Origin of the sequence: Collimonas arenae (assembly GCF_000786695.1) — a bacterium.
In the GTDB taxonomy this organism is placed as follows: domain Bacteria; phylum Pseudomonadota; class Gammaproteobacteria; order Burkholderiales; family Burkholderiaceae_D; genus Collimonas; species Collimonas arenae_A.
The window spans coordinates 3,779,528-3,798,492 of record NZ_CP009962.1; the positions used below are offsets into that span (position 1 = coordinate 3,779,528).

The 18,965-nt window shown below is 57.4% G+C and carries 16 protein-coding genes; 10 read left to right on the forward strand and 6 right to left on the reverse strand.

Features of this window, described 5'->3' with window-relative positions; genetic code table 11:
- The first annotated feature begins 62 nt into the window (after window positions 1–62).
- Entirely contained in the window at window positions 63–2,351 is a 2,289-nt protein-coding gene (locus LT85_RS16545; protein ID WP_156117557.1) for a hypothetical protein, read from the forward strand.
- 13 nt (window positions 2,352–2,364) lie between these two features.
- Here the strand turns inward: LT85_RS16545 and LT85_RS16550 are convergent, their stop codons facing one another.
- The 5 genes from LT85_RS16550 to hemC all read right to left on the reverse strand — a co-directional run bounded on the left by LT85_RS16550 (window position 2,365) and on the right by hemC (window position 8,204).
- On the reverse strand, window positions 2,365–3,699 hold the full coding sequence (locus LT85_RS16550) for a hemolysin family protein (protein ID WP_038490845.1): 1,335 nt from the start codon (window positions 3,697–3,699) through the stop codon (window positions 2,365–2,367).
- 387 nt (window positions 3,700–4,086) lie between these two features.
- On the reverse strand, window positions 4,087–5,283 hold the full coding sequence (locus tag LT85_RS16555) for a heme biosynthesis protein HemY (RefSeq protein WP_038490848.1): 1,197 nt from the start codon (window positions 5,281–5,283) through the stop codon (window positions 4,087–4,089).
- Window positions 5,284–5,287: 4 nt separating this feature from the next.
- Window positions 5,288–6,484: a uroporphyrinogen-III C-methyltransferase gene (locus LT85_RS16560; RefSeq protein ID WP_038490851.1), complete on the reverse strand. Its 1,197-nt coding sequence runs from the start codon at window positions 6,482–6,484 to the stop codon at window positions 5,288–5,290.
- Window positions 6,481–7,248, reverse strand: a complete 768-nt coding sequence (locus LT85_RS16565; protein WP_253273565.1) for a uroporphyrinogen-III synthase — start codon at window positions 7,246–7,248, stop codon at window positions 6,481–6,483. The genes LT85_RS16560 and LT85_RS16565 overlap by 4 nt, the downstream gene beginning before the upstream one ends.
- Window positions 7,249–7,262: 14 nt before the next feature.
- On the reverse strand, window positions 7,263–8,204 hold the full coding sequence (gene hemC / locus LT85_RS16570) for a hydroxymethylbilane synthase (protein ID WP_038490856.1): 942 nt from the start codon (window positions 8,202–8,204) through the stop codon (window positions 7,263–7,265).
- A 262-nt stretch (window positions 8,205–8,466) separates the two neighbouring features.
- Between hemC and ppc the strand changes: the two genes are divergently transcribed.
- Together ppc and LT85_RS25520 are read left to right on the forward strand one after the other, a co-directional pair.
- Window positions 8,467–11,340: a phosphoenolpyruvate carboxylase gene (gene ppc, locus LT85_RS16575; protein ID WP_038490859.1), complete on the forward strand. Its 2,874-nt coding sequence runs from the start codon at window positions 8,467–8,469 to the stop codon at window positions 11,338–11,340.
- A gap of 222 nt (window positions 11,341–11,562) precedes the next feature.
- Entirely contained in the window at window positions 11,563–12,570 is a 1,008-nt protein-coding gene (locus LT85_RS25520; protein WP_052135268.1) for a hypothetical protein, read from the forward strand.
- A gap of 45 nt (window positions 12,571–12,615) precedes the next feature.
- On the opposite strand, the gene LT85_RS16585 is transcribed toward LT85_RS25520, so the two are convergent.
- A complete protein-coding gene (locus LT85_RS16585) occupies window positions 12,616–13,104 on the reverse strand; it encodes a GNAT family N-acetyltransferase (protein WP_038496564.1) in 489 nt (162 codons plus the stop codon).
- A 229-nt stretch (window positions 13,105–13,333) separates the two neighbouring features.
- On the opposite strand from LT85_RS16585, the gene LT85_RS16590 reads away from it, so the two are divergent.
- The 7 genes from LT85_RS16590 (at window position 13,334) to LT85_RS16620 (ending at window position 18,921) form a co-directional block, all read left to right on the forward strand.
- Complete coding sequence (locus tag LT85_RS16590) at window positions 13,334–14,068, forward strand: GntR family transcriptional regulator (RefSeq protein ID WP_172657043.1); 735 nt, start codon at window positions 13,334–13,336, stop codon at window positions 14,066–14,068.
- Window positions 14,069–14,080: 12 nt separating this feature from the next.
- Window positions 14,081–14,860 carry a transporter substrate-binding domain-containing protein gene (locus tag LT85_RS16595; RefSeq protein WP_038490862.1) on the forward strand — a complete coding sequence of 260 codons (780 nt, stop codon included), beginning with the start codon at window positions 14,081–14,083 and terminating at the stop codon, window positions 14,858–14,860.
- Window positions 14,861–14,891: 31 nt separating this feature from the next.
- The gene (locus LT85_RS16600) at window positions 14,892–15,572 is read left to right on the forward strand and encodes an amino acid ABC transporter permease (protein ID WP_038490865.1); all 681 of its coding nucleotides are present in this window, start codon (window positions 14,892–14,894) and stop codon (window positions 15,570–15,572) included.
- Window positions 15,569–16,225: an amino acid ABC transporter permease gene (locus LT85_RS16605; RefSeq protein ID WP_038490867.1), complete on the forward strand. Its 657-nt coding sequence runs from the start codon at window positions 15,569–15,571 to the stop codon at window positions 16,223–16,225. The genes LT85_RS16600 and LT85_RS16605 overlap by 4 nt, the downstream gene beginning before the upstream one ends.
- Window positions 16,206–16,934 carry an amino acid ABC transporter ATP-binding protein gene (locus LT85_RS16610; protein WP_038490870.1) on the forward strand — a complete coding sequence of 243 codons (729 nt, stop codon included), beginning with the start codon at window positions 16,206–16,208 and terminating at the stop codon, window positions 16,932–16,934. The genes LT85_RS16605 and LT85_RS16610 overlap by 20 nt, the downstream gene beginning before the upstream one ends.
- A 286-nt stretch (window positions 16,935–17,220) precedes the next feature.
- On the forward strand, window positions 17,221–18,276 hold the full coding sequence (locus LT85_RS16615) for an adenosine deaminase (protein WP_437177274.1): 1,056 nt from the start codon (window positions 17,221–17,223) through the stop codon (window positions 18,274–18,276).
- A 387-nt stretch (window positions 18,277–18,663) separates the two neighbouring features.
- Window positions 18,664–18,921: a DUF1488 family protein gene (locus tag LT85_RS16620; protein WP_172656994.1), complete on the forward strand. Its 258-nt coding sequence runs from the start codon at window positions 18,664–18,666 to the stop codon at window positions 18,919–18,921.
- Window positions 18,922–18,965: the final 44 nt, after the last annotated feature.

The following is an 18,965-nucleotide window of genomic DNA, read 5'->3' on the forward strand; positions in this document are numbered from 1 at the left end:
AGTTTCTCTTTTCAGTTTTCCATTCCGCGACCATGAAAAAAAATCTGCTGACAGGAATTAAATTGAGCCACACCGCCTCGGGCGCATTCGCTTCCCGGCTAGCGCCATTGTTAATCCCGATGCTGACCGTGCTCCTGGCACCAATGACAGCGCAAGCCAGCGGCGGCGATGACGACATGTACAACCGGTTCACACCGGAGAATTTTGTCGCTCCGCAGGAATTGCCCCGGTATGCCGCCGGTACGCTGGGTATTGTCGGCGACCAGTACTGGCGCGTGTATTTGTTCATGGCCTACCGCAGCCTGCGCAACATGCCGATTGGGGCCACTGCGCCGGAAGCGCTGGGCGTGGTTGACTGGCGTACCGCTCTGTTGCAAGACCGCATGTACAGCCATGACGGCGTCGAGCCCTGGCTGGCGGCGCGCCAGCCATATGCTGACAGCGTCATCACCACCGCCAATCTTGATCCGTGGCGCGCGGTGGGCGCCAAAGACAGTTTCCAAAGCTATCTGAACTGCCCCAAAGATGCGTTCGACAACGCCACCCAGACGCTGGAAGCGCGCAAAAAACTTGATACGGGTTCATGGCTGAAGTTGTGGGTGAAAAACCAGGACGCCGTTTTCAGCCAATGTGCCGGAACCGCTGGCACGGCGCTGACGCCGGTGCCGGCCACGGCGCCAGCGTGGCTGAAGACTGACTACGCCTATCAAAACGCCGCCGCCCTCTTCTACCAGCAAAATTTTACCGCCGCACGCAAGCAGTTCCAGACCATTGCCGAGGACGGAAAATCGCCGTGGCAACGTATTGCACCCTATCTTGCCGCGCGCTCGCTCATCCGCCAGGCCGAGCTGGGAGAAACCGCAGGCTCCTCCGCCTACACGAATAATTTGCAAACCGCGCGCATGGAGCTGCGCGTGATCGCCACCAAGTATGCGCCGGCGCAAAGCATGCTGGCCCGCCTGGAAGCGCGCCTGAATCCAGAACAACGCCTGATTGAATTGGGCAAGAAACTGAGCACCACGTCGTTCACCCCGGTGAGTAGCCAGACCGCCCAGGACCTGGCGGATTACTTGAGCCTGCTGGATCGCTTTGAAGCCCCGGATAGCGCTTTGCTGACCAAGCTCGACCCGATGACGCGCTGGATCCTGGCCATGCAACAGCAAGCGGCTTCAGATAAGCCGCAGGCCGGTGGCAAAACCAGCGCCGAAGACAACAAGCGCAATGCAGCCGCCGCCGAGGCTTACCTCCAGGCGCAAGCGCGCTGGCAAAAAGACAAGAATCCGGAATGGCTGATCGCGGCATTAAGCAGCGCGCCGCTTGGCAAGGCGGGACCAGACCTGATCAAGGCTGCCGACAGCTTGCCGCCCGACTCTACCGCTTATCAAAGCGCACGTTATTACGCCACCCGTCATGAACTCGCGCAAAAGCAAAACGATGTCGTCTGGCGAGTCGCTTCTCCGGAAATAAAAGGCAGCGACAAAGCCCGGCCGAGCAGCGTCAACCTGTGGCGTTCGCTAGCATTGCCGGTAGCGCCCAAGCGCAACGATTTTATCGCCGCCCTATGGCGTCATCCGGTCGACCAGGAACAAACCTACGCCAAGAATTATGCCGTTGAAGCCAGCAAGAATGCTGCCGCCAAACCAGACGACGCCAATGCCGCAGCGGAAGCCGAAGCCGCGCAACGGCGCTGGATGGAGGTCAGCAGCGATGGTCTCGACAATGACGGCTATGCCATGCTCAACGGCGCTCTGCCGCTAAGTGAATGGCTGGTCCTGGCGCAGGATGGCAGCACGCCTAAGGTATGGAAAACCCGTCTGGCAGAAAGCATCTGGATGCGCGGCCTGGTGCTGGGCGATTACGCCAGCGTCGATCAGATCAGCCCGGCAGTCGCACAAGGCAAGAAAACCACGGCCGGCCTGTGGCAGCGTTATCAGCAGGCGCACGGCCCTGCAGAGAAAGAAAGCGCGGCACTGATGATCTGGGCCAATAGCCCGGAACTGCAACCGGAAGTTGCAGCCTGGCAGGATTTCGGCGACTGGTGCGCGCGTCCCGCAAGCGCACCAGCGACTGCTTTCTACCTGAACAGCGACGAGCAGCAGCGGGCCCGCAAGGAAGCGGCGCAAATCGCCAAGGCCGGAGGCGGCGTCAATTATTTCGGCGACAAGCTGCTGCGTTACGCCAAACAGAATCCGGCCGATGCTGACGTACCGAAAGCGCTGTACTTCCTGGTCCAACGCACCCGCGGCGCTTGCAGCAGCAATGCCAAACGGGTGTCGAAAGCTGCGTTCCAGCTATTGAAGAGTCAGCATCCCAACGATCCGTGGGCGCAGAAAGCCAAATATTGGTACTGAGCCCGCTGCACGGTTAGTGCAAGGACGAACCGGCGTCGAGCGTGCGCGGCGCCGGATAGACCTTGACCAGCACAATCCGCGGACCGTTCATTTTCTTGACGACGATATCGAAGCCGTCGAAGACTATTTTCTGGCCTTCGTGCGGCAAGTCGCCCAGCTTGGCCATGATCAGGCCGCCGACCGAATCGACGTCTTCATCGCCATCGATCACGACGTCGATGCCCAGGATCCGCTCCAGGCTGAAAATCGGCAAGCTCCCCTTGCCCAGCAAGGTACCGTCATCGAGACGGCTCCATTCATTATCATTGCGGCGGAATTCATCGCGGATCTCGCCCACCATCGCGCCAAGTATATTGTCGAGCGTAATAAAGCCTTCCGGTTTGTGCCCCTTTTTGCCAATAATGGCAAAATGCGGCGCACCTGTACGGAAACGGCGGAACAATTCCAGCGCAGGCATGCGCGGCGAGACATATTCCACCGGCCGCAGAAAGGCGTTCAAACTGTCGATAGGCTTGCCTTCCTGCTGTGTGATAAACAAGTCTTTGAGATGGATCACGCCCAGTACGTTGACGCCGCTCTGGTCGAAGAATGGGTAGCGGCTGAAACGGTGGCGATAGATGGTCTGCAAATTCTCCTGCAGATTGGCGGCTTGATGCAGGGCCGTGATCTCATTGATCGGACGCATCAGGTCGGAAACTTCCAGCTCGCTGAAATCCAGCGATTGCGCCAGCACATTCCATTCGTCGCGATTGAATTTTTCGCCTGTGTGGCTACCGCGCAGGATCAGTTTGAGCTCATCGGCCGAGTACTGCGAATCGTGGCCATGGGCGGCGGCCAGGCCGGCCATGCGCAAAATCCAATTGGCGCTGGCGTTGAGCGCCCAGATGGCGGGATACATGGCCCAGTAAAAACCGTACAGGGGCACCGCACACCACAAGCCAATCACTTCCGGGTTGCGGATAGCGACGGTCTTAGGCGCCAATTCGCCGATAACGATGTGCAGAAAGGAAATCAGGAAGAAAGCAAAGAAAAACGAGATGCCATGTATCAGTTCCGCCGAGCTGACGCCCAGCATGCCGAATACAGGCTGTAGCAAACTGGCAAAGGCCGGCTCACCGATCCAGCCGAGACCGAGAGAAGCAAGTGTAATACCGAGTTGGCAGGCGGACAGGTAAGCGTCCAATTGGCGGTGCACGATGGCCAGGATACGGCCGCGCATGCCTTGCGTCTTGGCGATGGCGCGGATGCGGGTCTGGCGTAATTTGACTAAACCGAATTCGGCAGCAACAAAAAAACCGTTGAGTGCTACCAGAAATAATGCTGCGATAACCAATAACAGGTTGTTCAACGAATCTCTTTCATAGGTAATGAGGGACCACAAGTATAGGGGACGATGGCGTTTTCGACAAAATCGGCGTTAATCGGCGTTAATCGGCGTCATTCAATGTCAGCAAAGAAAAAATGGGGCAGAGTCGATTACGCAAAAAAACCGCATAAAACCCTGCCCCACCTCCGCGCCGCACATGGCTGGCACGCATATCCGTTTTCTAAGAGGCTGTTGCAAAATCAAGATGGCTAGGCGCTCCGACGAAGACAGTACGAACAGTACGGCTAGGGGGGGTATAGCAGGGGTTTCAGACGACACTGTCGTCTGCCTGCGGAACGACCCGGGCTTGCAAGCCCGGGTACGCCCTGCGAGGGCAACAACGCCAGGTGTGTTTGCAACGGCCTCTAACTATAACGTCGTCGCCAGCGCGCATTGCCGGTAATGTTCGGCAGCCAGCTCTTGCTGGTCGATCGCTTCATGCAGTTGCCCGAGCCGCAGATGGGCCTCGCGTACAGTGGAGGGTGCCACCGCATCAGACAACGCCTGCTCCAGGTGACGCTGAGCCTTGCCCCATAGTTTTTGCTTGAAGCAGAAGCTGCCAAGGGTCAGCGCCAGCTCGGCGTCATTCGGGGCCTTGACGGCCCAGCGCTCGCAGTGTTCGATTTGCGCCAGCAATTCGGGCGTAGCTTCTGCGGCAGTCGCATCACGGTAGGTAGACAGCAAACGCTGGTCCCATTCCGCAGTCATGGCTTTTTCAACGATAGTGCGTGCTTCGGCGTGCAATCCGCATTTGTTAAAAGCGTTAGCGCCACGCATGGCGATGAATGGCTTGATGCGGTCTTCGTTCGGTACCGTGGCCCAGAAACGCACGATCGACTCGGCGTCGTGCGCATCGTCCGACAGCAAACCGTCATAGGCCAGTTCACGCAGGCGCGTCGACAAGGCCGGATGCAAGGCGTCATGCTTGTTCAGCGTGCGTACCAGACGCAGCACCTCCGGCCAGTTCTTGGCTTGCTGATTGGCCTTCAGCGCCAGCCGCAAGGCATGGATGTGACGCGTTCCGCGGGCGTTCAGCTCACTCACCGTTTGCAACGCAGCCTGCGATTTGTGCTCGTCCACCAGCAAATCCAGGGTGGTGATCAGGCGCGCAGTTTTCAGCGGTTCGTCGTCTTCGATGCTGGCCAGCCAGATATCGCGCCGCTCGGGTTGCCCCATGCGATGCGCGGCGCGGGCGCCGATCAGCGCCGCCACGCCAAGGTTGTCCGGTAGTTCGGCGGCGCGCGTGGCGGCTTTTTCCGCCTGGCCGAAACGGCCTTCGAACAATGACTTGAGAGAATCGCGCAAGGCGTTATTGGCCGTGGTTTCACGTTTGCCACGACGATAACCGATGACGCGCGCAGGCAATTTCTGAGTTACCCGGATGGTCCGGATCACCACGTACAGGAGAATGAACAGAATCGCCAGTAATACGACGAAAAAATTCAGGGAAAGGTCAATCCGGTATGGCGGGAAAAACAGCACCACATTACCGGGGTTGTAACGCGCCACCACAGCCAGGCCGATGGCAACCGCAAATAGAGCAACAAGCCGGAGAAAGAATCGCATAGGACTATGGCTTGCCTTTGTAAGTACGGATCGCCGTTGGGCTATCCAGCGCCGGCATGGTGATCGAAAGATTGCTACCCTGGACCTGCTTGAGCATGGTCTGTACCGCCTGCGTCTGCTTGGCGCGGGTGTCGAAATATTTGGTGATGGTTTCTTGCGCAGCGATCAGGTCGCTACGGAACGCCGATTCATTGCGCGACAACAGACCCAGGCGCGCATTCAACAAACGCAGCTTGAGGTTTTCGCGGGCATAATAGGCCTGGGTCGGCGACAGCAGCAAGGCATCCGGCGTCGCTACGGTGCGAACCCGTATCAGCTGGCTGATTTCAGTCCACATCTCCGAACTCCAGCTTTGCCATGCGTCATGCACGCGGTTTTTCCAATCAGTCACTGCGGCATCGGTTGCTGCCTGGGATTTGGCGATATTGGCATTGGCCCCTGCCTTGGATGGCTTGGCCTTGCTGCTAACCAGCGGTTGATTGCTCGGCTGGCTGACGCCGAAAATCGGCTTTTCATCGGACAACAGCGGCATGCTGTCGATCTGGCCGATGACGCTGTCAAGACGTACGGCGATGCCGGTCACGTCCAGCGTCGGCAAAGCCTTGAGTTTTTCAATGTCGCTGGCGATAGCACGGCGGACGATGATGAATTGCGGCTTGTCGGAACGCGACAGATTCTTGTCGGCGTTTTGCAAAGCAATCAAGGCGCCCTGGACGTTGCCGGCCAGTTGCAGCTGCTGGCTGGCGGTCGACAGCACTTCTTCCACTTCGGACAAGGCTTGCTCGTCGCCATTCTTGGACAAATCTTTATAGAGCTGCTCCAAAGCCAGTTGCTGGCTCTGCGATTCGAGCTGTTTGCTTTCCAGCACGCTGACCTTGCCTTCCAGCTCCTTGGTACCGTCCTGGACCGACTTCACGAGCACCTTGGTCTCGGTATTGGTGCTGTCGCCGACTTGCAAGCGACGGGCGATTTCCTGCCGCAGCTTGTTGTTCTCATTGTGCATCACCCACCATTGGCCGGCCACCAGTAGCGCCAGCACCACCAATGCCAAATACACCAGGCCAAGCCGGCCTGCGCTTTTTCCATTGTTTACCGTATAAGGCGGCAACACGGGTTGCGCCCCCGAGGACGGCGATGTCGCCGCACTGACGGCAGGACCAGCGGACTGGTTCAATTCTGGAGTGGGTGTCGATTCGTTCATAGCGGGAATTGTAACGCGTCGAGCAGCCGTTCGTCGCCTGAGCCGGTGAGAGTAACGTCAGTAAATCCAAGCGCATGTGCTGTTTCGGCAATGCGAGCATGTGGGACAAGGAGATGCTGCTGTTGGATTTTTGCAACACCAGTCCCGCTTTCGACCTGCTGCACCAAGTCCATCAGATGCCGCAGCGCTTCCGAACTGGTGACTATCCAGTCGTTTTGGCTATTCAACAATTGCACCAGCCTGGCTTCAAGGACCGCATCCAGTTGCGGCGCTTGACGCCGGTAAGCCGCGACGGCTCGCACCTTGATGCCTGCCGCCAGCAATGTGTCGGCAAAAAAATCCCGGCCGCTCTCGCCGCGCACCAGCAGCACTTGCGCGTCGCGCAGCGCGTCAAGGTCAAGCGCCTGCAACAAGCCTTCCGAATCTGTCCTGGCCGGATCGGGCGGACTGAAGATGGTCACGTTGTCAGCCGTCAGGCCATGCCTGGCCAGGGCTGCCCGGCTGCCTTCGCCGACAATGCCGATCGCCACCTGCCGCGGCCAGCTGGAAATATGGCGCAGGGCAGCATCGATCGCATTCGGGCTGACAAACACCACTAGGGCATAGTTGTCGAGCTTTGCCAGGGCGGCTTGCAAAGGTGCGCTATCCTTCAATGGCAGGATTTCCAGCAAGGGGAATATGACCGGCAGGCGGCCGCGCACGGTAATTTGCTGCGCCAGCGCGGTAGCTTGCGCCGCCGGCCGGGTGATAACAATGGGATGCAAGGATCCGCGAGGCACTAAGCCTCCCGGCAAAGCGCAAGAATTTCAGCAGCGCCCTGCGTCGCCAGATCCTGCGCGATTTTCCCGCCCAATGCTTGCGGTTCGTCAGCGGCGCCGCTGGCATCGGCAGTCACCACGCGCGAACCGTCAGGCGTCCCGATCATGGCGCGCAAGCGCATCTGGCTGCCATCGATAGTGGCAAACGCAGCCAGCGGAATCTGGCAACTGCCGCCGAAAGCGCGTGACAAGGTGCGCTCCGCAGTCACCGCCTGCTCTGTCGGCAGATGATTCAAGGGCGCCAGTATCTGTTTTAAATCGGCGCGGTCATCGCAAATCTCGATCGCCATCGCGCCCTGCCCTGGCGCCGGCAGGCTTTGCTCAGGTTCGATCATCGCCTTGATCCGTTGCGACAGGCCGAGCCGTTTCAAGCCTGCGGCAGCCAGGATGATGGCGGCATATTCGCCACGATCCAGCTTGGCCAGCCGTGTATCCAGGTTGCCGCGCAAAGGCTTGATCTGCAATAGCGGGAAGCGCGCTGCGATCAAGGCCTGACGGCGCAGGCTGCTGGTGCCGACGACAGCACCGGCCGGCAATTCTGCCAGCGAGGCATATTCATTCGACACGAAGGCGTCACGCGGATCTTCACGCTCCAACACCGCTGCCAGGGCAAAGCCGGATGGCAAATCCATCGGCATGTCTTTCAACGAATGCACCGCCAGATCGGCGCGGCCTTCCACCATCGCTACTTCCAGTTCCTTCACGAACAGCCCTTTGCCGCCGACCTTGGACAAGGTACGGTCAAGAATTTGATCGCCGCGGGTGGTCATACCAAGGATTTCTATATTACAGTCTGGATATAATGCAGATAACCGGGCGCGTACGTGCTCCGCTTGCCACATGGCCAGCCGGCTTTCACGCGATGCGATCACTAACTTGGAAGGAGAGGATATTTTCGACACAGGTTCTTTCGGATTTTAGCTATGCAGCAAATGCAGCCAGGACAGAGTTATCTAATCGCCAACGAGTTTCATCCAAACACGTAACGAAGCGCACGCGCACTCAATATGTACCACATATTTTTGCGCCGGATTTTAGCATGCGCTCTCTGCTGTCTCAGTTGTACTCTCTATATCGCATGAGATATAGCAGGCGTTTGATAAGTTATATGTAATTACAAGCCCTTCCTTTCCCACCCCAGAAAAGCTGATTGCACTCGTTATTATGGCAAAACAATTGAATTCTGCTGTCCAGGTAAAAAAATACACTCCCAACAAAGATGCGCCGCTCAAGGAAGATATCCGTCTGCTGGGCCGCTTGCTGGGCGACGTGTTGCGTGAGCAAGAGGGCGATGCCGTATTTGAAGTTGTGGAAACCATCCGCCAGACAGCAGTGCGTTTCCGGCGCGAGTCAGACCCGCAAGCCGGCGCCGATCTCGACAAGTTATTGAAAAAACTGACCCGCGACCAGACCAATTCCGTGGTGCGGGCATTTTCCTATTTTTCGCATCTGGCCAATATCGCCGAAGACCAGCACCACAACCGCCGCCGCCGCGCCCACCTGCTGGCAGGCTCGACGCCGCAAGCCGGCAGCGTCGCACATGCGTTAAGCAAGCTGGACGATGCCGGCGTCTCCGGCGCCACCGTACGCAACTTTCTCAAGGATGCGCTGATTTCGCCGGTGTTGACCGCTCACCCGACCGAAGTGCAGCGCAAGAGTATCCTCGATGCAGAGCGTGAAATCGCCCGCCTGCTGGCCGAACGTGACCTTCCGCTGACCGCCAAGGAATTGCGCGACAACACCGAGCTGCTGCGAGGCCGTATCGCCACTTTGTGGCAAACCCGCATGCTGCGCTATACCAAGCTGACCGTCGCCGACGAAATCGAGAATGCGTTGTCTTACTATCGCATCACTTTCCTGCGTGAGTTGCCTGCGCTGTACGACGACATCGAAGGCGAAATCGCGACTCAGTTCCCTACTCGTGGCCGCCAAGCCAGTACCGAGCTGGCGCCGTTCGTGCAGATGGGTAGCTGGATCGGCGGCGACCGCGACGGCAATCCTAATGTGAACGCCAGCACCATGCAACGCGCGCTGACGCGGCAATCGACCACCATTTTCGATTTCTACCTGGAAGAAGTGCACGCCCTCGGCGCCGAGCTGTCGGTCTCAACCCTGATGGTGAGCGTCAACCAGGAATTGCTGACGCTGGCGGAAAAATCGCCGGATACTTCTGACCACCGTTCCGACGAACCTTACCGCCGCGCCTTGATCGGTATCTACGCTCGCCTGGCATCGACTGCGCGCGAACTCGGCGCCACCAATATCCTGCGCCAGGAAGTCGGCGCCGCGGCACACTATGCAACGCCGCAGGAATTTACCGGTGAACTACAGATCGTCGAAGACTCTTTGCGTGCGCATCACGGCAGCGCGCTGATCAAGCCGCGTTTGGCGACACTCAAGCGCGCTTCCGAAATTTTCGGCTTTCACCTGGCGTCGCTCGACATGCGCCAGAGTTCCGATGTGCACGAACGCGTTCTGACCGAACTGTTCGCACAAGCACAAGTGGAAACTGCCTACGACCAGCTGAACGAAGATCAGAAGATCGCGCTGCTGTTGGCCGAACTGGCCAAGCCGCGCCTGTTGTATTCACCCTATATCGCGTATTCCGATGAAACAGTGTCGGAACTGTCGATCCTGCGCGCAGCCGGAGAAATGCGGCAACGCTATGGCGCTCGCTCGATCCGTAACTACATCATCTCGCACACTGAAACCGTATCGGATTTGCTGGAAGTCTTGTTGCTGCAACAGGAAACCGGCCTGCTGCGCCCTGACGCCAAAGACAGCAAAGCCGGCAAGGACGCAGGCGCTCTGGAAGTGATGGTGATTCCGTTGTTCGAAACCATTCCCGACCTGCGCCGCGCCGCTGCCATCATGGAACAATTCATGGCCTTGCCGCCGGTAGAGCGTCTGATCGCCAAGCACGGCAAGCTGCAGGAAGTAATGCTGGGTTATTCCGACTCCAACAAGGACGGCGGCTTCCTGACTTCGAACTGGGAACTGTACAAAGCCGAGATCCAGCTGGTGCGGGTATTCGATCGCGCCGGCGTCAAGCTGCGCCTGTTCCATGGCCGCGGCGGCACCGTCGGCCGCGGCGGTGGTCCAAGCTACCAGGCGATCCTGGCGCAACCCCCAGGCACGGTCAACGGCCAGATCCGTTTGACCGAACAGGGCGAAATTATCGCTTCCAAATTTTCCAATCCGGAAATCGGCCGCCGCAATCTGGAGTTATTGGTGGCCGCCACGCTGGAAGCCAGCCTGATGCCGAATACCGCCGACGGCAAGCAGATGAAGAAGCTGGGTGAGTTCGAGGAATTGATGGATGGCTTGTCGGAACGCGCCTATCAGTCGTATCGCAACCTGGTCTACGAAACTCCGGGCTTCACCGACTATTTCTTCTCGGCGACCCCGATTGCCGAGATTGCGGAACTGAACATCGGATCGCGCCCTGCTTCGCGCAAATCGACGCGCCGCATCGAAGACTTGCGGGCCATTCCATGGGGCTTTTCCTGGGGCCAGTGCCGTCTGCTGTTGCCAGGCTGGTATGGCTTCGGCAGCGCCATCGAAAGCTGGCTGGAAGAAGGTAACGACGGAGGCAAGGACGCCAAGCTGAAAAGCCAGAAGCTGGCGACCTTGCGGGCGATGTACAAGGAATGGCCGTTCTTCGCCACCCTGCTGTCGAACATGGACATGGTGCTGTCCAAGACCGACCTGGCGGTGGCTTCGCGCTACGCCGGGCTGGTCACCGACCGCAAGCTGCGCAACAGCATTTTCAAGCGCATCGTCGACGAACATGAGCGGACCAGCAGCATCCTGTCGGCCATCACCGGCGCCAAGGATCGCTTGTCGGGCAATCCGTTGCTGGCCCGCTCCATCAAGAATCGCTTCGCCTATCTCGATCCGCTGAATCACTTGCAAGTCGAACTGATCAGGCGTCACCGCAGCGTTACCGCGGCTGGCCGCACGACAGAGGAACGAGTAAAACGCGGTATCCATTTGAGCATCAATGGCATTGCTGCCGGCTTGCGTAATACCGGCTGATCGCTGGCAAAAAATTATGGTATGGCCGGAGGGGCCGGCAGTACTGGCTCCCCTCCGCTTAACACGCATGCACGCGTGAGCATGTGATATGGGACAAAAATGCGAACTTTCCTGCTGCTTTCTCTTTTTCTTGCCAATCTGGCGCACGCAACTCCCGATGTATCGGTTCGGTCATTGACATTTCAAGGCAAGAACGAGACCCCGGATGCACAGGCAATCACGATGCCATTTGTGACAATGGGCGATCAGAAAGTCGCGGCAAAGATCAATGACTATCTGTTTATCGGGCAAGTCGGCGTCATGGCGCCGATACAACCGGGAAAATTCTTTAGCGCAGCTGGCAGCGACCGTATCGCCGGCATGGCGAGCCAGGAATTCACGATTTCGCGCAACGACGGCCGAATTCTGACGATCGCGTTTGCGGCGGAAGGTTGTGGCGCCTACTGCGAAGATTACAACACCTACCATAGCTTCGACATCAAGACTGGCCGTACGCTTGGCGCCGACGACTTATTGACCGAATCGGGCATGCGCAATCTCGCGCAAAAGATGGCCAAGGAGCGGCAGTCTCAATATCGGCGGCAATTAGTATCGCTTAAAAAGGACCTGAAAGCTGCCCAGAAAGAGCACAAGCCGGACAGTCAGAACACGATAAGCGACCTGAACGATCGCATTGCGCTCAATACCGATTGCCTCGGCGACGTCGGCAATACCGAGAGCTTGCCGAGCGCAGCCGCCATGCTTTCAACGTTCAGGTATTTCAACTATGAACTCGCCGAGCAAGCATTCAAACTGACGGCGGGACGGTGCAGCAACCATGCAATGCGCGCGCTCGATGATGTGGGCGACGTCACACTGGCGATTCCCTACGCCGAACTGAAGCCGTATTTGACCGGTTATGGAAAAGCGTTGCTTCTTGGCGAAGGATCGGGAGCACCGAAGAACAACGTCTATGGCCAGCTCTTGCGCGGCAAGATGGGCAGCAAGATCGCCATCACCATGGTGTTGTACAAGGAATCAGACAACTCCGTGGGTGGAGTGTATTTTTATGACAAATACCGCAAACCCATCAAACTCAGCGGACGCCAGAGCGGCGATGCGCTTGAATTGAGCGAAGACGCAGTGCAAGGCAGTACGGACAAAGCGACGATGCATCTGGCGATTTCGGGAGACCGCTTGCGCGGGCAATGGACAGGCAAGACGGAACTGCCGGTCGACCTGGCGCCTTAAGGCCTGTTCACACCTTCTTTGGAAGTGTGAACAGACACTGATACTTTACAATTTCTTCTGCATCAGCATGGCTTCACCCATCGCCGGAACCAGTGCGTAGCCGGCAAATCCGCTTGCCCTGTACAAACTCAACGCCGGCTGATTACCTTCCAGTACTTCCAATGTGATCTTGCAGCAGCCCAGGTCGTTTGCCACCTGCTCGACCTGCTGTATCAGTAACTTGGAAATTCCCTGGCCGCGAAATGCCTTGGCAACCGCCAGGTCATGGATATTCAGCAAAGGCTGACAGGCAAAAGTCGAAAAGCCTTCTATGCAGATCGCCAAACCGGCGGGGGCGCCGTCCACAAACGCCAGCACCACATGGATATTGCCTCTTTTGGAAATCGTCGCAACCAGGTTGTCTTTGACGAATTCGGCTAGCGGCTGGCCGCCACCCATTGCATCCATGGCGTAGCCGTTCAAGAGCTCGACAATCGCGCTGGCATGGCGCGCATCGGAAAAATCGGCATTCACTATCTGCGCTGCTTGGGTCATTTTCTGGATCCTGATCGGGTGCATCACAATGTCAATATTCTTTCGACAGCGATTCTATCAGTATCCCGCCGCACCCCGTACGTGCCCAAAAAGCGCAACCGCTCCCCTTTTTAGTGACAATTATCGACACAACATACCAATTTGGTGAACTGATACATCAATCTTGTATATCAGTTTGGTGTACCAGCTGGAGTTGACTGGCTGGCACACGATTTGCTGTGTAATCAACATGACCGCCGCCGCCAAATCGTCCACCCAGATCGCTGAACGGATCACCGAAGCGATGCTGGCGCGTAAACTTGCGCCCGGTACGCGTTTGGGTGAGCAGCAGTTGGCGGAATTGTTTGGCGTCAGCCGCACGCAGATCAGAGAAGCCCTGACGCGCCTTGTGACGCGCGGGATCGTCACCGTCAGCGCCCGCCGCGGCTGGTATGTGATCGAACCGACGTCGGAAGACGCGCGAGATGCGTTTGAAGCGCGGCGGGTGCTCGAATTGGGCCTGCTGCGCCATGCGCGGCCGCTTAGCGCTGAAGCGATCAAGGCGTTGCGCCTGCACGTAGAGCACGAACAGGTAGCGCTGGAAGGCGACGATGTCGCCACTCGCAGCTTTCTATTAGGCGATTTCCATGTCTGCCTGTGCGAATCGTTCGGCAACTCGCTGTTGGCGGATACCCTGCGTGATCTCACCACGCGCACCACGCTGACCGCCATGCAATACCAATCTTCACACCACGCCAAGCAATCCTGCGCTGAACACGTCGGTATCGTCGCGGCGCTCGAAAGCGGCGACCTGGCGCAGGCGGAACAATTGATGCACGACCATTTATGCAATGTTGAAGCGGGACTAGAGGCATCGCTGCGCAGCGATCCGCTGTCGCCGCTGCAACAGGCGCTGGCGCCGCTTACAGATAGAAACAGTTTCGACAAGCAGTCATTCGCAATCCCACCATATCACCCCAGCTGAAGGAGTTTTAACATGAAATTTCCCAAGATCTTGTTAGCCATGGTTGCTGCCACTGCCCTCTTCAGCAGCACCGCAAGAGCCGATGCGCTCGACCAGATCGTCAAGAGCGGCGTCCTCAAGGTCGCGGTGCCGCAAGATTTCCCGCCGTTCGGCTCGGTCACCAGCGATCTCAAGCCGCAAGGACTGGACATCGACGTCGCCACGCTGATCGCCAAGAAAATGGGGGTCAAGATCGAACTGGTGCCGGTCACCAGCGCCAATCGCGTACCTTATCTGCAAACCAAGAAAGTCGACCTGATCATTTCCAGCCTGGGTAAAAACCCTGAGCGTGAAAAAGTCATCGACTTCAGCGAAGCCTATGCGCCTTTCTATAACGGCGTGTTCGGCGGCGCCGATCAGAAGGTCAGCAGTGCAACCGATCTGGCCGGCAAGACTGTCGGCGTGACCCGTGGAGCGGTGGAAGACTTGGAACTGAGCAAGATCGCCCCTGCCAGCGCCACCATCAAGCGTTACGAAGACAACAACGGCACCATCAGCGCCTTCTTGTCTGGACAGGTGCAATTGGTCGCCACCGGTAACGTCGTCGCAGCAGCAATCATCGCCAAGAATCCGCCGAAAAAGCCGGAAACGAAATTCCTGATCAAGAATTCGCCATGCTCCATCGGCCTCAACAAGGACGAGAAGAAGCTGCTGGACAAGGTCAACGCGATCCTGGCTGAAACCAAGAAAGACGGCGAATTGAACGCGATCAGCGTGAAATGGCTGGGATTGCCGCTGCCGGCCAATCTGTAAGCACACGGCGTAAGCTGACATAGGGCTTTACATGAGCTACCACTTTGATTTCCTGGCAGCATTCGACTATCCCGCGGTGCTGATCAAGGGCGTGCTGGTCACGATTGAACTGATCGCGATCGGCGGCGTGCTTGGTATCGCCGTCGGCATCTTCGCGGCATGGGCCAAGACGCAGGGACCGCGCTGGCTGCGCCCCTTCATCAGCGCCTATGTTGAGTTGATCCGCAACACGCCGTTCCTGATCCAGCTATTTTTTATCTTCTTCGGATTGCCAGGGATCGGTTTACAAATCAGCGAGATGGAAGCAGCGCTACTGGCCATGGTGATCAACCTGGGAGCCTATAGCTGTGAAATCATACGGGCTGGCATTGCTGCGGTTGCCCGCGGCCAAATCGAAGCCGGCTTGAGCCTGGCGATGACCAGGATGCAGATCTTCCGTCACGTGATCTTGCCACCTGCCTTGCAAAAAATCTGGCCCGCCTTGTCGAGTCAGGTGGTGATTGTGATGCTGGGTTCTGCGGTCTGCTCGCAAATCGCCGTCGAGGAACTGGCGTATGCCGCCAACTTTATCCAGGGCCGCAATTTCCGTTCGTTCGAATCTTACCTGCTGTCTACTGCCATCTACTTGTTGTTGGCGATCGGCTTGCGCCAGTTATTGCGGCTGCTCGGCAATCGGATGTTTGGCCGGCGCACGCCAAAGGGGGTTGCATGATTTCGTTCTCGCTATGGGATATCGTGCGCAACCTGTTGCTGGCGCTGCGCTGGACTGTACTGCTGTCGCTGGCATCGTTTGCGCTGGGCGGTTTGCTGGGACTGATCGTCCTGTTCTTGCGCACCTCCAAGAAAACCTGGTTGCAACGCCTTACCAAAATGTATATCGAGCTGTTTCAGGGTACGCCGCTGCTGATGCAGTTGTTCCTGGCGTTTTTCGGCCTGGCGCTGTTCGGTCTCGACGTTCCGGCATGGCTGGCGGCCGGCCTGGCCCTGACCTGCTGGAGCAGCGCCTACCTGGCGGAAATCTGGCGCGGCTGCGTCGAAGCCATTCCGCGTGGTCAATGGGAAGCTTCGTCATCGCTGGCGATGACTTATCTGCAGCAAATGCGCCATGTAATCCTGCCGCAAGCATTACGTATCGCAATTCCGCCTACCGTCGGTTTCAGCGTACAAATCGTCAAGGGCACCGCGGTCACTTCGATCATCGGCTTCGTCGAACTGTCGAAAGCCGGCACCATGATCACCAACGCCACATTCCAGCCATTCACGGTATATGCCGTGGTAGCGCTGATGTATTTCGCGTTGTGCTGGCCGCTGTCCAAATTCAGTCAGTCTCTGGAAAGGAAACTCAATGGCACTCATCGCGATTGACAATGTAAAGAAAAGCTTTGGCGACAATCAGGTGCTGAAGGGTATCCGGCTGGATGTAGAAGCCGGTGAAGTGATTGCCATCATCGGCAAAAGCGGTTCCGGCAAGAGCACCTTGCTGCGTTGTATCAATGGTCTGGAAAGTGTCGACGAAGGCAATATCAGCGTCGCCGGCGCGCACCTGGGCAAGACCGAGCTGGAGTTGCGCGCACTGCGTCTCAAGGTCGGCATGATCTTCCAGCAGTTCAACCTGTTTCCGCATTTGACTGTGGGCCGCAACGTCATGCTGTCGCCGATGGTCGTCAAAGGCACCACCGAAGCGGCGGCGCGCAAATCGGCGCAAGACAATCTGGCGCGGGTCGGCCTGGCGGAAAAATTCGACGCTTATCCCGATCAACTCTCCGGCGGCCAGCAACAGCGCGTAGCCATCGCCCGGGCGCTGACAATGCAGCCACAAGCCTTGCTATGCGATGAAATCACCTCGGCGCTGGACCCCGAACTGGTGAACGAAGTATTGACCGTGGTGCGCAGCTTGGCGGAAGAAGGCATGACCTTGCTGATGGTCACGCATGAAATGCGCTTTGCCCGTGAAGTCTGCGATCGGGTGGTGTTCATGCATCAAGGAAAAGTCCATGAAATCGGCCCTCCGGAAGAAATTTTTGCGCACCCGAAAACGGTGGAACTCCAACAATTCCTGGGCGCGTCAAACTAAGAGGCTGCTGCGAACACAGATGGCTAGGCGCTCCGACGAAGACAGTACGAGTAGTATGGCAAGGAGGGTGTAGCGGGGTTTTCAGACGACATTGTCGTCTGCCTGCGGAACGACCCGGGCTTGCAAGCCCGGGGGCGCCCTGCAAGGGTAACAACGCCGGGTGTGTTTGCAACAGCCTCTAAGGAAAAGTAAGCGATAAAGTGTCAAATTGGGGAGTTGCTGCACAATTCTGTAAAATTGCGGATTAAGGCACCGTTATCAGGCACCATTCTCAATGGAAGCACACATGAATTCAACAAGCACTACCCCGCCCCTCGCAGCTGAAATGATTTCCTTCATCGAAGGTTTGCCGAAAGCGGAATTGCATCTGCATATCGAAGGCACGCTGGAACCTGAGTTACTGTTTTCACTGGCGCAACGCAACAACGTCGCGCTGCCATACGCCTCGGTGGAAGAACTGCGCGCCGCTTACGCTTTCACCGACCTGCAATCGTTTCTCGACTTGTATTACGCCGGCGCAGCGGTGTTACAGACCGAGCAGGATTTCTACGAAATGACGATGGCCTACATCGTCCGCTCCCGCGCCGACAACGTCCGTCATTCTGAAATTTTCTTCGATCCGCAAACCCATACCGAGCGTGGCATCGGCATCGATGTGGTGTTCGCCGGTATTGCCCGCGCCTTGCGCGAAGCGCGTGAAAAACATGGCTTCAGCAGCGCCATGATCATGTCGTTCCTGCGTCACTTATCGGAAGAAGATGCTTTCGCCACGCTGGAAGTCGCACTGCCGCTGCGCGCAGAATACCGCGACCTGTGGATCGGCATCGGCCTCGATTCCGCCGAGCGCGGCAATCCGCCGGAAAAATTTGCGCGCGTGTTCGCGCGCTGCCGCGAACTCGGTTTTCATCTGGTGGCCCACGCCGGTGAAGAAGGCCCACCGCAGTACGTCAAAGATGCATTGGATGTGTTGCATGTCGAGCGCATCGATCACGGCGTCCGCAGCGAAGAAGACCCGGTACTGATGAAGCGTTTGGCTGCAGAGCGGATTCCGCTGACGGTATGCCCGCTTTCCAACCTCAAGCTGTGCGTGGTCGACGACATGCGCAAGCATAATCTGGCGCGTTTGCTGCATGCAGGTCTGGCGGTCACCGTCAATTCCGATGATCCGGCATATTTTGGCGGCTACATGAATGCCAATTATCTGGCGGTAGCGGCAGCATTGCGACTGAGCCGTACCGAGCTCGTGATGCTTGCGCGGAATGCCGTTGAAGCGACCTTCTTGCCGACCACAGTCAAGCAGCAGCTATTGCTGGAGCTGGATGGCTATTGCATGGCACATTGATTTTTTTGCAGCGGCGTTTTGACCGATGCTAAATAACTAGCAATTAGCGTGTGCACGGATTGCACATAAACCGCCTCACCGAACTGGTGCGGCGGTTTTTTTATGCCAGTACTGCGGACAAAAAAAAGCCCGCAGAGCTGAAGCTTGCGGGCTGAATCCAAACCTAGGAGGTGTTGGAGGAGACAGGTAGGACTATAGCAATACGACTTGGCGTTGTATGCTTTTTAGTTCACATACCTGATATTCGTCGAGCGCATAACCAATCACGATCCTGGCTTTGTATTGTCCTTGCCAGCCGGACGGTTTGCGTCCATGATTGGGGAGCAGCCAGATAGCCTGCCTTATCGATCCCGTCTGACTCTGCGCAACCGTATTATCGTGGAGACCATGATGGACAACGTAATTGCTGCACCTCTTCTGACTAAAGCCGGCATCCTGTTTTCGGTAACAGTCGAATTCAAACAATATCAATGCCTGGTGCCGGCAACCACTCTTTGCGACCTGTCGCATTCGAAAGATCCCAAGCTCGATCTGCTCGATACCTACCGTGCGTTCCAGAGCAAAATCGAAGGCGTCGCCCGGCGTCTGATCGGCGCCGGCCTTGAGGGCAAACCGTTGGTGATCGGTAGCGGTTATTTCCAGTAATCCCAACGAGTCATTCCAACGCCGGCCGGAAAGCTCAATGTAAT